Origin of the sequence: Acinetobacter sp. AOR18_HL, from assembly GCF_027855145.1 — a bacterium.
Taxonomy (GTDB): domain Bacteria; phylum Pseudomonadota; class Gammaproteobacteria; order Pseudomonadales; family Moraxellaceae; genus Acinetobacter; species Acinetobacter pittii.
Window position 1 is genome coordinate 151,027 of record NZ_JAKTIG010000029.1, and the last position, 12,638, is coordinate 163,664.

Here is a 12,638-nt window from a genome sequence, read left to right on the forward strand (position 1 = left end):
CATTATTCAAAACTATAAAACCTGATCATGCCAAAAAAAACTTAAAAGCACTAGCTTGGTGCGACATAGTTTGTCTTAGTTCGGGTTTTATTATGTTATTGAATAAACATGCAACAATTTATTTTTAGCAGGAATGACTAAAAAAATGATTTTGAACAAAAAACAAATCACTTCTTGCAGAATTAGGTTACAGAATACTGATTCTACATCTAGCTGATTTTACCAAGAAGCAGTAGAATATGCGCTCTCTCTAAAGTCACATTGCGGTAAGGTTCACAAGACCTGCCCGTGGAGCCAAAATCAACATGTTTATCGTGGCCGGTGCAGCAGCACATTCTTCTTTTAAGAAAGCTCAACTATTAACACGTTTATCGTCAATTAGTTCTGTTCAATCTTTTGACAGCCAATGGGTCTATTTGTTTGATCAAGCGCTCAACGAGCAGCAACATCAATCTGCTTTGCAATTATTGAATGACGGTGAGTCTTTTGAACTTCGTCAATCTGCAAGTGATGAGATTCAGATTTTAGTTACACCACGTGTGGGTACTATTTCACCTTGGTCTTCTAAAGCAACTGATATTTTCAAAAACTGTAATACGCCAGTACACCGTTTAGAACGTGGTCTTTTATTCACGTTAAAAGGCGTTACTGAAATTACGAATGAAGTTAAACAAGTACTTCACGACCGTATGACAGAAACAGTTTTTGCTCAAATTGAAGATGCAAAAGTATTATTTTCAGAAACAGCTCCAAAACCATTAAATTCAATTGATATCTTGGGTCAAGGCAAAGAAGCTTTGGTTAAAGCGAACAATGAGTTCGGTTTTGCGTTATCTGAACAAGAAATTGATTATTTAACAGAAGCATTCGGTAAGCTTGGTCGTAATCCAAATGATATCGAATTGATGATGTTTGCACAGGCGAACTCTGAACACTGTCGTCATAAAATCTTCGGTTCTGAATGGACAATTGATGGTGAAAAACAACCATTATCATTGTTCCAAATGATTAAAAACACTTACAAAGAATCACCAACTGATGTTTTATCTGCATACAAAGATAATGCTTCAGTAATTGTGGGTTATGACACGATGCGTTTTTATCCAAAAGCGGATGAAAATGGTCACTTTGTTTATAAATATAAGAGCCAAGCAGCTCATATTTTAATGAAGGTTGAAACTCATAACCACCCAACAGCAATTTCTCCATTTGCTGGTGCTGCAACTGGTTCAGGCGGTGAAATCCGTGATGAAGGTGCAACTGGTCGTGGTGGTAAACCAAAAGCTGGTTTAACAGGCTTTACAGTTTCTAACTTAAATATTCCTGGTTTTGAACAACCTTGGGAAGAAAACTACGGTAAACCTTCACGTATGGCATCGCCATTACAAATCATGATTGAAGGTCCATTAGGTGGCGCGGCATTTAACAACGAATTCGGTCGTCCTGCATTAAATGGTTATTTCCGTACTTTCGAACAAAATGTAAATGGTGAAGTGAAGGGCTTCCATAAGCCAATCATGATCGCTGGTGGTTACGGTAACATTCGTCCTGACCATGTAGAAAAAGATGCGATTCAACCTGGTGACTTGCTCATTGTATTGGGTGGCCCTGCAATGTTAATCGGTCTTGGTGGTGGTGCAGCATCTTCTGTAGATAGCGGTACAATGGGTGAAAGCCTTGATTTCGCTTCTGTACAACGTGAAAATCCAGAAATGGAACGCCGTTGCCAAGAAGTAATCGATACATGCTGGCGCTTAGAAGACTTCAACCCAATCGTTTCTGTACATGACGTTGGTGCGGGTGGTCTATCAAATGCTATGCCTGAACTTGTGAATGACCATGAGTTGGGTGCAGTTCTTAACCTTCGTAAGATTCCTTCATTAGAACCGGGCATGAGCCCAATGGAAATCTGGTCAAACGAAGCACAAGAGCGTTATGTTCTTGCAATTCGTCCAGAGTCTTTAGAACAGTTCGAAGCAATCTGTGCTCGTGAACGTTGTCCATTTGCCGTGTTAGGTGAAGCAACAGAAGCACGTCATTTAACTGTTGAAGATCCATTGTTCCAAAACAATGCAGTTGATATCCCAATGCAAGTAATGCTTGGTGGTACACCGCGTATGCAACGTTCTTATGAAACAATTGAGCGTAAAGGTAACGAGTTTGACGCTTCAAAAGTTGATTTGAAAGATGCGATTTTCCGTGTATTGAAAAATCCTACAGTTGCTTCTAAATCATTCTTAATCACCATTGGTGACCGCTCAATTACTGGTATGGTTGCGCGTGACCAAATGGTTGGTCGTTGGCAGATTCCTGTTGCAGATGCGGCAGTGACGACTACAAGCTTACAAGGCTTCACTGGTGAAGCAATGGCTATGGGTGAACGTCCACCAGTTGCATTGTTAAATCCAGCAGCGTCTGCTCGTTTGGCAGTTGCTGAAGCAATTACTAATATTGCATGTGCAAACATTGAACAAATTAGCGATATCAAACTTTCTGCAAACTGGATGGCTGCTGCTGGTCAAAAAGGTGAAGACCAAGCGTTGTTCGAAGGTGTAAAAGCGATTGGTATGGAAATGTGTCCAGCTTTAGGAATTGCGATTCCTGTAGGTAAAGACTCACTTTCAATGCGTACCACTTGGAATGACAACGGCGAAGATAAAGCTGTAACGTCTCCAATGACTGGTGTAATTACCGCATTTGCTCCAGTAATGGATGTTCGTAAAACTTTAACACCTGAACTTAAGAATTTAGAAGATTCAGTACTTGTACGTATTGATTTATCTAAAGGCCAGTTCCGTTTAGGTGGTTCGATTCTTGCGCAAGTATATAAAGCAATCGGTTCAATCACTCCAGACGTTGATAGTTTTGATGATTTCAAAGCGTTCTTTGCTTTAATTCAAGATTGGAACAACCGTGGCTTGATTCAAGCTTATCACGACATTGGTGATGGTGGTTTACTCGCAACTGTTGCTGAAATGATGTTTGCTGCACGTTTAGGTGTTGCATTAGAAGATCAAACTCCAGCAAGTTTGTTTGCTGAAGAAATTGGTGCAGTTGTTCAAATCAAAGCAGCTGATTGGGAAGCTTTACAAGCAGAAGTTGCTGCTTCTAGCTTAAAAGATGCAATTGCTGTAGTTGGTCGTGTAAACAACACAGATCAATTATCTGTAAACGGTTTGACTCTAGAGCGTGCAGAATTGCAACAAGCTTGGTCTGAAGTATCTCATCAGATCCAACGTTTACGTGATAACGTTGAAACTGCTGACCAAGAATTTGCTTTAATTGCAGATAAATCACATCAAGGCTTAATTGCTAAACCAACATTTGACTTGAATGAACCTATTGAAGCACCGTTCATTAATACACGTCGCCCAAATATGGCGATCTTGCGTGAGCAAGGTGTAAATGGTCATATTGAAATGGCAGCAGCCTTTGATAAGGTTGGTTTCAATACCGTTGACGTGCACATGAGTGATTTACTTGCTGGTCGCGTTAGCCTAAGTGATTTTGAAGGTTTAGTGACTTGTGGTGGTTTCTCTTACGGTGACGTAATGGGTGCTGGTGGTGGCTGGGCAAAATCTGTATTGTTCAATGCGAAATTACGTGATCAGTTTGAACAATTCTTCCATCGTGAAGACACGTTTAGCTTAGGTATCTGTAATGGTTGCCAAATGTTGTCACAATTAGCGCCACTTATTCCAGGTGCTGAACATTGGCCACGTTTCCACCGCAATATGTCAGAAGTTTTTGAAGCTCGTAGTGTAAACGTTCGTGTTGAAAAATCTGTTTCTGTATTGCTTAATGGAATGGAAGGTTCGATTTTACCGATTGCTGTAGCACACGGTGAAGGTCGTGCAGTTGCGAGTGAAGCTGATATTGCAGGCTTGAATGCAGCGAATCAAGTTGCTTTGCGTTATGTTGACAGCCATGGTAACCCGACTCAACATTATCCATTGAACCCGAATGGTTCGCCGGAAGCGATTACTGGTGTAACATCTAAAGATGGTCGTGCAACGATCATGATGCCACACCCAGAGCGTACTTTCCGTGCAATTCAACACTCTTGGAGTCCAGAAGAATGGACTGAAGATGGTGCATGGTTACGTATGTTCCGTAACGCACGTAAGTTTATTGGTTAATAAAATTTATTACTTAAAGAGCCCCGAAAGGGGCTTTTTAATGTGTATTTAGTCGTATTTAACTATTAAAAGAGAGAAATTTTTCAGTATGATTAACTTTTAATTCTAATAATTGGAAAATGGATAATTTACTCATAACGTTAGAAACATTACAAAATTTATTGATTTCACATGCTACAGGCGGGAGTGAAAATGACATTGAGTATCAGAAGTTAAGGCATCAAATTTTATCTAATGGGTTTGATAGTTCATTAGTCCCAAGATATTTAGTAACTTGTAGAAATTTAAGTCAATTTTGGCAGTTTATTAAATTTGAATATGGAACTTATGCTGAGAGGAGAGATTTTATTTGGAAATCATTTCAACCATTATTTGAGAAGTTAGAAAAAATTAATATTTCACCATCTGATACTGTAATTAAAGCAGCTATCCAAAATATTGATTCGCAATATATTCATTTGACATGGCAAAAAGCACTGGAGCGTCGTCAAGATGATCCTGAAGGTGCTATTACAATTGCTCGTACACTTTTAGAATCAACTTGTAAATATATCCTTGATGATAAAAATGTGGATTATGGAACTACACCTGATTTGAACCATTTATATAGATTAACAGCTAAACAACTCAACATAGCACCTTCTGACCATACTCAATCGGTATTTAAACAAATTTTAGGTGGTTGTACTTCTGTTATTGAAGGGTTGGGGGCTCTGCGAAATCGAATAAGTGATGCTCATGGTCAAGGTAAAATAAACTTTAGACCAGCTTCAAGACATGCTGAACTTGCAGTTAATTTAGCTGGTACGATGGCTGTATTTTTATTTTCAACTTGGGAGTTTCAGAAAGGAAGATAATTTTTCATTTAATATAAAAAATTGAGAGAAGAAAAATGAAATCAAAAATCCATTTCCATGAATTTGCATTACTAATGGCATTGCTCATGTCTATTGTTTCTTTTTCAATAGATGCAGTCTTACCTGCTTTGGGCGAAATCGGACGAGTTTTTGACTTAAAAAATAATAATCAGACACAGTGGGTCATTATTGGTATTTTTTCCGGTATGACGATTGGTCAACTGATTGCTGGCCCTCTATCCGATGCGATTGGCCGTAAACGTATTTTATTCACAGGAATTGTTATTTACTTTCTGGGAAGTTTGTTGTGTTTTACCACACAAAGTTTTGAATGGTTTTTAGTTGGACGTTTTATTCAAGGGGTTGGCGTATCAGGTCCTTACGTGGCTTCTATTTCAATTGTTAGGGATAAATACAGTGGGGCTCAAATGGCCCGCATCATGTCTTTAATTATGATGGTGTTTATGGTTGCCCCAGCAATTGCACCAAGTTTGGGACAGCTCATTATCCATTTCTTTGGTTGGCGTGAGATCTTTGTTTTATATATGGCCTATGCCACAGTTGTGGGGGCATGGGTGGCTTTACGTTTGGAAGAGACGTTGCTTCCAGAAAATCGTTTACCTATGCGTCTACAAGCATTTCGGGAAGGTTTTAAAGAAGTTGTAAGTAATAAAACCACCATGAGTTATTTGCTATGTGCAGGTTTTTGCTTTGGTGGATTCATTGGTTATTTGGGTACTTCTCAGCAAATTTTTATGCAACAGTTTGGTAAAACAGGGCAAGAGTTTAGCGCTTATTTTGCTGTGCTTGCTGGTGTGATGGGAATCGCTTCATTTACAAATTCTAAAATTGTTATGAAGTTTGGTATGCGTCCAATCTGTATTTATGGCTTTCTAGGTTTGTGCTTAATTTCTTTAGTTTTCTTAGGAATTCAACTTTTAGGTGTGGCTGTTTCATTCTGGATGTTTATGCTTTATGCCTGCATTTTATTTTTATTATTTGGAACTTTATTTGGAAATTTAAACGCAATTGCAATGGAACCGATGGGACATGTTGCTGGTATGGCATCGGCCATTATTGGTGCAGCATCTTCTGTTTTGTCACTTATTCTAGCCTCTATTATTGGGCAATTATATGACGGTACATTAATACCAATGACTGGCGGCTTCGTCATTTTATGTGGGTTAGCATTTATGATGACAATATATGAGAACAGATATTTAAAGAAATCGAATGCTTAAAATTATAAAGATGCAGCTAGCACACTGAAATTTAAAATTTTGTTCAGAATAAGAGCTACATATAAATGAGTGTAGCTCTTTTAAGCATTTTAGAAAAATTATAAGCCTATAGACATTCGGCTATTTAACACTTTATAGTTTGTTCAAAATTGGATCAATTTTTGCTTTCTCTGTAACAACGATAAAAATCGGAGATCAAAATGATGAAAAATAAGTATCACATAAGAACAATGTATACCAAAGATAAGGGCTGGCGCTTGTTTGGCTTGGCGCTTGCCATTCAAATCCTCTTTATTGGAGCAAATTATTTGGTAATGATGAGCTGACTTTGATTTAGAAGCTTTTTTAACGGTATGATTTAAAGCAAGTTTACTAGTTTTGAGTCATTCTACTTATGTTAAAGCTGATTTATTACGTGCCTGATTCACATCTTGAGTCGACTAAACAAGCTATTTTTTCTGCTGGTGCGGGGGGTATCGGTAATTACGAACACTGCGCATGGCAAGTGAAAGGAATAGGGCAATTTAAACCAGTCAAAGGTGCAGATCCTTATATCGGAGAGCTGGGTGAACTTGAACAAGTTGATGAGTGGCGCGTTGAAACAATTGTAATTGAAGCAAATGCAAAGGCTGTAGCAAAAGCATTAAAGGCAAGCCATCCTTATGAAGAGCCTGCCTTTGAGTTTATTCAAATCATAGAAATTGATTTTTAATTAAACTGCGAAAAATCTGGTTTACGTTTCTGCATAAATGCTTCTACAGCTTCTAGCATTTCTGGAGATTGAACGCGTTGCATAAAGATTTCAGCTTCATGATCAATACATTCAATAATTTGATCTAAATCATGTTTCATCAATGCTTTGGTTTGTTTTAATGAGGCAAGTGGCAAAGCTGCTAAATGTTGAGCGGTTGCCTGAGCAGATGCATAAGCATCTTCAACAACTTCATTAACTAAGCTTGCTTGTACTGCGGTTTCTGCATTAAATTTTTTCGCAGTAAATAGAAGTTCAGCTGCTTTGTGATAACCCGCTTGTTTAACCAATAGTTGGCTTGCACCGCCTTCTGGAGAAAGGCCAAGACTTACAAATGGAATTTGGAAAAGGGCAGTGTTGTCAGCAAAAACTAAATCTGCGTGTAATAAAATCGTAACACCAATACCAATTGCCACACCTTTTACTGCAATAATAAGCGGCTTTGATAATCTAGCAGCAGATTTAAGGAGTACAAACGGAGGAACTTGACCTGCTGGACCTAGATTAGGATTTTGTACAAAACCCATAAAATCTTTCATGTCATTACCAGCGGTAAAGTCTTGCTCTACACCACGTAGAATGATTACTCGTACATCTTTGTCTTGGTCAGCTTCATCAAGTGCTTTGGCAATCCATAAGTAAAGTTCGCCATACAGTGCATTTTTTGCTTCTGGGCGATTTATGGCTAAGGTGAGTACGCCACCTTCTAAATTTGCGTGTAAATGTTGATGAGGTTGTTGAATACAGCTAAGTGTCATCGTACTATCCTTGCTTTAAACCACGTTGTTAATTTTTAGGTTCTCATTATGGCGCATATTTTTTGTAATGCGGTTAACTGGTGAGTTCATAAAAAGTGAAAATCTAATTATGTATAAATTTGACTATCTCGTTTTTATAGGGCGTTTTCAACCATTTCATTTAGCTCATATGCAGACAATTGAAATTGCCTTACAACAAAGCCACTATGTCGTTTTGGCATTAGGTTCTGCTCAAATGGAACGTAATATTAAAAATCCGTTCTTAGCAGTAGAGCGCGAGCAAATGATCTTGTCAAATTTCTCGTTAGAAGAGCAAAAACGCATTCGTTTTGTACATGTAGTAGATGTTTATAATGACGAAAAATGGGTAAAACAAGTCAAATCTTTAGTAAATGGCGTAATTGAACCGAACTCAAAAGTTGGTTTGATTGGACACTTTAAGGACGAGTCTTCATATTATTTACGACTATTTCCTGAGTGGATTATGGTTGAGCTTGATAGTTTAAAAGACTCTATCTCGGCAACGCCAATGCGTGAAGCTTATTATCGTGGTGAAATCCAAACCGAATTTTTCCCTGTAGGAACTATTCAATTTTTAGATGAGTTTAAAAAAACACGTATTTATCAACAATTGCAACAACGTTTTGAAGAAGATGATCGTTCTAATCTCGATGATTTTGAATAAATGTATATCGATTAAGCATCTGCCCAAAAGATAATTCGGTTGGAAAAAGGATCAGTGATACTGAGTTCAAGTGTCTCCCAATCTGTTTTTTCAACCTGAGGCTTAGAAAATTTATAATCTTTTTTGCTTAGTTCACTATGCAACTCATAAATATGTTCCCAATAAATACGGATCGCGCTATGAGGACTCGCATCTCCAAAATGCTCAGATAAATGAATAACGCAATCATCTTTAGAAATTTGTAAATATAATGGAAAGTTGTCTTCAAATTGGTGTTGCCAATCAAGCTGAAAATCTAAGAACTCAAGATAAAATGATTGAGCTAATTCGACATCAAAAATTCTTAAAATAGGGGTGATCGAACCTGATTGCATCTTTTTTCCTTTTAACGTGTACCAAATTGTTGAGTCCAATAGCTCTTTTGTTTTACAGATTGATCAGAAGCACAAGCAATTGCATAGGTTGTAAATTTAGGGTTCATTAGGTTACTACAATGTAGGGGACTCGACAGCCATCTAGACATCACTTCATCTAATGTTTTCTGTCCACTCGCGACATTTTCACCATTGGCTTTACCGAGTGTATTATAAATTTTCAAACGTGATTTTAAATCTAGTCCCGTGGAGCCAACATGTCCAAGAAAGTTGTGTGTTGCCATATCTTCACTATGAGAAAGTGCACCTTTATATAAATTATTACTCCAACTTAATGGTCTGGTTGCAGCGAAATGTTGTTGTCCACATTGGCGTGATTGCTGGCGAATTTGATTAATTATTTTAAGTACGGTTTGTTGATAGGCAGGGTTTTGTAAATCTTGGCAACTTATTTTTATAGGTGGAGTTTCAACTTGCGTGGTAGATGGTGTAATTGAGGGCGGCATACTGGATGAACTAACGGAGCATGCAGAAATAACAAGACCACTAGACAGTAAATTACAAACTTTGAGCAGACCCATGTAAATACCTTAGCGTGAATTATTCTAATGTCTTTATCATACGCCAAAGTAAAGGAGTAAGTAATTTGTTCATATACAAAAAACGAGCATCATGCCCGCTTTTTGTTTCTTAAGTTTATTAAGCTGTTTGTAGAGCTTTTAAGTCTTCTAGAACTTGCTCTGCATGCCCAGCTGCTTTAACTTTGCGATAGCTTTTAACTAAAGTTTTGTTATGGAAAATAAAAGTAGAACGTTCAATACCCATTACTTTTTTACCATACATATTCTTTTCTTTAATCACATCAAAGTGATTACAAAGAATTTCTTCTTTATCACTGATCAGATCAATAGTAAGTGCTTGCTTCTCTGTAAAATTTTGATGGGCTTTTACCGAGTCACGTGAAATACCGAAAATACGGGCACCTAAAGCATCAAACTGGTCTTTCAAACAAGAAAAACCCACTGCTTGTGTTGTACATCCTGGTGTTGAATCTTTAGGATAGAAGTAAATGATTAGCCATTCATTTTCGACTTCGTTCAAGTTCACTTCGCCGTGTGTAGTAGGGAACACCTGATTTGGCAATTGAATATTCTCAGACATTTCTTATCCTTTAAAAGTTAAATTTGATCTAATTCAAGTGGTAAAAAAGCGTATTCCTCATGATAAACAATATTGAGTTTTCTTACAGGGATTGCTTTGTTAAAAATTGGTCCATCAATCACAGTCGTATGAAATTCACCGCCCTCACCACATGGATCAATGCCACGGTTCTCAAGCTCTTGGATATATTCTAAAGTTAAAGTTTTTCCTAAATCTTCTACCTTCATTCCGAGTGTAAGGTTTACGGTCACCACTACACTCTGGAATCCAAGTTGAATAAATTCTTCAACAACTTCACGATGCGGACGTAGCCAAAGAGGCATTCCTAATTGAAGACCTACTTGTTGCGTTACTCTATCATGCCAACAGCCGTGTTCAGGCATATCAAGGTCACCTGAAACCAGTACCTCGGCTCCTTGTTGCTTTGCTTGATTGAGTAATTCAATAAACTTTACTTCATAGTCATTCCAACTTGATGAAGCCATAAACACGGGCAAGCCGATTGCTTTAGCTTGCGCTTGAATAATATTAAGAGGCATGGCATGTGAGCGAGAACGTTGGCCTTGTTCTTCTAGCATTACGATCAATCCAATCACTTCGCCTGTCTGCATTGCATGGTAGAGTGCTAGAGAACTATCTTTGCCTCCACTAAATGAGACAATAGACTTTTTATGGTTAGCATTAGTTTTCCATTGTTCTTGCATTGCTTACATCAAATGAATTGGTCAAAAGTGCTGTTATTTTAACAGAGCTATAAAAAAGCCTGCATAAATGCAGGCTTAATTTGGAACATTAAAATCTTATTTTTTAGGAGCTTGTTGTTGAGCTGCCTTCATTGCATCTTCAGTTAACTTTTCAAGCTTAGTTGTTAACTGAGGACCGAAACATGCTTTAAGATCACGGTTTTGTTGTTGTACAAATCCTAGAGAACTTGGGCTTTTCTTCGCATTGATTGCGCTTTGGATTTCCCATTTTTGTGCTTCAGTCACTTTACCTTGTGCTTCAACTTGGCAGCTACAGAATTTACTAACTTCAGATGAACTTAACTTGCCGCCTTTAGCAGTTTGTTCTTTACAAACGTTAACTAATGCACCTTTAACGTTAGTGCTTTTATATGCCGCTTGAACTGGGTTTTCAGCTGCTTGAACTGAACCAGCCATAAGTGCAGCTGCTGAGAATAAAGATGAAAGAATAAGATTTGATTTTAACAACTTCATAAATTTTACCTACTTATTACGGTATATAGCGTGTTGGATCAGTAACACCAGCATCGATAAAGCCTTCTTTACGCAAACGGCAACTGTCACATTTACCACACGCACGTCCTTGAGCATCTGCTTGATAGCAAGATACCGTTTGACTATAGTCTACGCCATGTTCAATCCCTAAACGTATGATATTCGCTTTGGATAAATGTAACAGGGGTGTTTCAAATTTAAGTGGTTTTCCTTCTACGCCAGCTTTAGTTGCTAAACGGGCCATATTCGCAAAAGCATCAATAAATTCAGGGCGACAATCAGGATATCCTGAATAATCAACAGCATTGATACCAATAACAATAGCTTCAGCATTAAATACTTCAGCTGCTGCTAGAGCATACGAGAGGAAAATAGTGTTACGCGCTGGTACATAAGTTACAGGAATACCTTCTTGTAACTGTTCTGGTACTGCAATGTTGTGATCTGTAAGTGCTGATCCACCTAAATTTGCTAGATCAATATTAATTACACGATGTTCAACACCTGAACGCTGAGCTAATGCTTTTGCAGCATCAAGTTCAGTGGTTGAGCGTTGACCATACATAAAACTAATAGCAATACATTCATAGCGCGCTTGTGCCCAAGCTAGGCAAGTGGTTGAGTCTAAGCCGCCTGAAAGTAAAACAATGGCACGAGAGCGCATATTTTTCTCCATATTCGGAATGATTTACTTTATTGAGTGATTAACGACCTGATTCATCGTTCCAAAGCAGTTTATGTAACTGAAGCTGGAAACGAACAGGTAATTTATCATCAAGTATCCACTGTGCCAGATCACGTGCTAGACGTGGCAGGCCTACAGCACCTTTTTCAACCGCAAAGGCAGGGGAGAACCAAACGGTACTGACTTTGGTTTGCAGTTGATATTTTTCAACTTGTTGCTTTGACCATTCATAGTCTTCACGATTACAAATCACAAATTTGATTTGGTCACGTGGTGTTAAATGGTCAAGATTACTGATGAGATTGCGATGTTCTTCACCAGAAGTTGGAGTCTTTAAATCGAGGACTTTTGAAACACGGGGATCTACTCTTGATACATCAAGAGCGCCACTGGTTTCTAGAGAAACGTCAAAACCTGCCTCACATAAACGTTGTAATAAAATCAAACAGTTTGGCTGAGCAAGAGGTTCACCACCTGTTACACAAATATAAGGTGTTTGAAATTGTGTAGCTGTTTCAATGATATGTTCAAGTGAAAAACGTTCGCCACCTTCAAAGGAATAGGTGGTATCGCAATAGCTACAACGTAATGGACAGCCTGTTAGACGAATAAATACAGTCGGTAGGCCAGAGGCATTTGCTTCACCCTGCAACGAGTAAAAAATCTCGGTAATGCGTAAACCGGACGCAGGGTCTGAGACAGGAATTGCAGAGGAACGTAAGGAAGCCATTCTAGAAATACCACACTAT

Annotated in this window: 14 protein-coding genes; 6 read left to right on the forward strand and 8 right to left on the reverse strand. The window is 38.2% G+C overall.

The window, feature by feature from the left end:
* Positions 1–305: 305 nt before the first annotated feature.
* The 5 genes from purL (at position 306) to MKL51_RS07845 (ending at position 6,949) form a co-directional block, all read left to right on the forward strand.
* Entirely contained in the window at positions 306–4,139 is a 3,834-nt protein-coding gene (gene purL, locus MKL51_RS07825; RefSeq protein WP_270904277.1) for a phosphoribosylformylglycinamidine synthase, read from the forward strand.
* 119 nt (positions 4,140–4,258) lie between these two features.
* A complete protein-coding gene (locus tag MKL51_RS07830) occupies positions 4,259–4,996 on the forward strand; it encodes an abortive infection family protein (RefSeq protein WP_032006989.1) in 738 nt (245 codons plus the stop codon).
* Positions 4,997–5,031: 35 nt separating this feature from the next.
* Entirely contained in the window at positions 5,032–6,237 is a 1,206-nt protein-coding gene (locus tag MKL51_RS07835; protein ID WP_262728297.1) for a multidrug effflux MFS transporter, read from the forward strand.
* A gap of 200 nt (positions 6,238–6,437) precedes the next feature.
* The gene (locus tag MKL51_RS07840; protein ID WP_002118600.1) at positions 6,438–6,563 is read left to right on the forward strand and encodes a KGW motif small protein; all 126 of its coding nucleotides are present in this window, start codon (positions 6,438–6,440) and stop codon (positions 6,561–6,563) included.
* Positions 6,564–6,631: 68 nt separating this feature from the next.
* The gene (locus MKL51_RS07845) at positions 6,632–6,949 is read left to right on the forward strand and encodes an NIF3 1 (RefSeq protein WP_002118807.1); all 318 of its coding nucleotides are present in this window, start codon (positions 6,632–6,634) and stop codon (positions 6,947–6,949) included.
* Here MKL51_RS07845 and MKL51_RS07850 read toward each other — a convergent pair.
* A complete protein-coding gene (locus MKL51_RS07850) occupies positions 6,946–7,746 on the reverse strand; it encodes an enoyl-CoA hydratase-related protein (protein WP_270904278.1) in 801 nt (266 codons plus the stop codon). The two genes, MKL51_RS07845 and MKL51_RS07850, sit on opposite strands and share 4 nt — an antisense overlap.
* Positions 7,747–7,855: 109 nt before the next feature.
* On the opposite strand from MKL51_RS07850, the gene MKL51_RS07855 reads away from it, so the two are divergent.
* Positions 7,856–8,431, forward strand: a complete 576-nt coding sequence (locus tag MKL51_RS07855; protein ID WP_078221487.1) for a nicotinate-nicotinamide nucleotide adenylyltransferase — start codon at positions 7,856–7,858, stop codon at positions 8,429–8,431.
* A gap of 11 nt (positions 8,432–8,442) precedes the next feature.
* Here MKL51_RS07855 and MKL51_RS07860 read toward each other — a convergent pair whose 3' ends face one another.
* The 7 genes from MKL51_RS07860 to queE form a co-directional block, all read right to left on the reverse strand.
* Positions 8,443–8,805: a glyoxalase superfamily protein gene (locus tag MKL51_RS07860; RefSeq protein WP_032004427.1), complete on the reverse strand. Its 363-nt coding sequence runs from the start codon at positions 8,803–8,805 to the stop codon at positions 8,443–8,445.
* Between the two features lie 11 nt (positions 8,806–8,816).
* Entirely contained in the window at positions 8,817–9,386 is a 570-nt protein-coding gene (locus tag MKL51_RS07865; RefSeq protein WP_068529052.1) for a CAP domain-containing protein, read from the reverse strand.
* 118 nt (positions 9,387–9,504) lie between these two features.
* Positions 9,505–9,966: a peroxiredoxin gene (locus MKL51_RS07870; protein WP_270904279.1), complete on the reverse strand. Its 462-nt coding sequence runs from the start codon at positions 9,964–9,966 to the stop codon at positions 9,505–9,507.
* A 17-nt stretch (positions 9,967–9,983) separates the two neighbouring features.
* On the reverse strand, positions 9,984–10,670 hold the full coding sequence (locus MKL51_RS07875; protein ID WP_270904280.1) for a diphthine--ammonia ligase: 687 nt from the start codon (positions 10,668–10,670) through the stop codon (positions 9,984–9,986).
* Positions 10,671–10,766: 96 nt separating this feature from the next.
* Positions 10,767–11,183: a hypothetical protein gene (locus MKL51_RS07880; protein ID WP_002118993.1), complete on the reverse strand. Its 417-nt coding sequence runs from the start codon at positions 11,181–11,183 to the stop codon at positions 10,767–10,769.
* 16 nt (positions 11,184–11,199) lie between these two features.
* Entirely contained in the window at positions 11,200–11,868 is a 669-nt protein-coding gene (gene queC / locus MKL51_RS07885) for a 7-cyano-7-deazaguanine synthase QueC (RefSeq protein ID WP_002118843.1), read from the reverse strand.
* A gap of 40 nt (positions 11,869–11,908) precedes the next feature.
* Entirely contained in the window at positions 11,909–12,619 is a 711-nt protein-coding gene (gene queE / locus MKL51_RS07890; RefSeq protein ID WP_002118723.1) for a 7-carboxy-7-deazaguanine synthase QueE, read from the reverse strand.
* Between the last annotated feature and the right edge of the window lie 19 nt (positions 12,620–12,638).

What these genes read in the sequence shown, in the direction of transcription:
- MKL51_RS07855 (WP_078221487.1), top strand. Translation starts at nt 7,856, where the DNA reads ATGTATAAATTTGACTATCTCGTTTTTATAGGGCGTTTTCAACCATTT.
- MKL51_RS07865 (WP_068529052.1), bottom strand. Translation starts at nt 9,386, where the DNA reads ATGGGTCTGCTCAAAGTTTGTAATTTACTGTCTAGTGGTCTTGTTATT.
- MKL51_RS07875 (WP_270904280.1), bottom strand. Translation starts at nt 10,670, where the DNA reads ATGCAAGAACAATGGAAAACTAATGCTAACCATAAAAAGTCTATTGTC.
- MKL51_RS07860 (WP_032004427.1), bottom strand. Translation starts at nt 8,805, where the DNA reads ATGCAATCAGGTTCGATCACCCCTATTTTAAGAATTTTTGATGTCGAA.
- MKL51_RS07870 (WP_270904279.1), bottom strand. Translation starts at nt 9,966, where the DNA reads ATGTCTGAGAATATTCAATTGCCAAATCAGGTGTTCCCTACTACACAC.
- MKL51_RS07830 (WP_032006989.1), top strand. Translation starts at nt 4,259, where the DNA reads ATGGATAATTTACTCATAACGTTAGAAACATTACAAAATTTATTGATT.
- queC (WP_002118843.1), bottom strand. Translation starts at nt 11,868, where the DNA reads ATGCGCTCTCGTGCCATTGTTTTACTTTCAGGCGGCTTAGACTCAACC.
- MKL51_RS07880 (WP_002118993.1), bottom strand. Translation starts at nt 11,183, where the DNA reads ATGAAGTTGTTAAAATCAAATCTTATTCTTTCATCTTTATTCTCAGCA.
- MKL51_RS07835 (WP_262728297.1), top strand. Translation starts at nt 5,032, where the DNA reads ATGAAATCAAAAATCCATTTCCATGAATTTGCATTACTAATGGCATTG.
- MKL51_RS07840 (WP_002118600.1), top strand. Translation starts at nt 6,438, where the DNA reads ATGATGAAAAATAAGTATCACATAAGAACAATGTATACCAAAGATAAG.
- purL (WP_270904277.1), top strand. Translation starts at nt 306, where the DNA reads ATGTTTATCGTGGCCGGTGCAGCAGCACATTCTTCTTTTAAGAAAGCT.
- MKL51_RS07850 (WP_270904278.1), bottom strand. Translation starts at nt 7,746, where the DNA reads ATGACACTTAGCTGTATTCAACAACCTCATCAACATTTACACGCAAAT.
- MKL51_RS07845 (WP_002118807.1), top strand. Translation starts at nt 6,632, where the DNA reads ATGTTAAAGCTGATTTATTACGTGCCTGATTCACATCTTGAGTCGACT.
- queE (WP_002118723.1), bottom strand. Translation starts at nt 12,619, where the DNA reads ATGGCTTCCTTACGTTCCTCTGCAATTCCTGTCTCAGACCCTGCGTCC.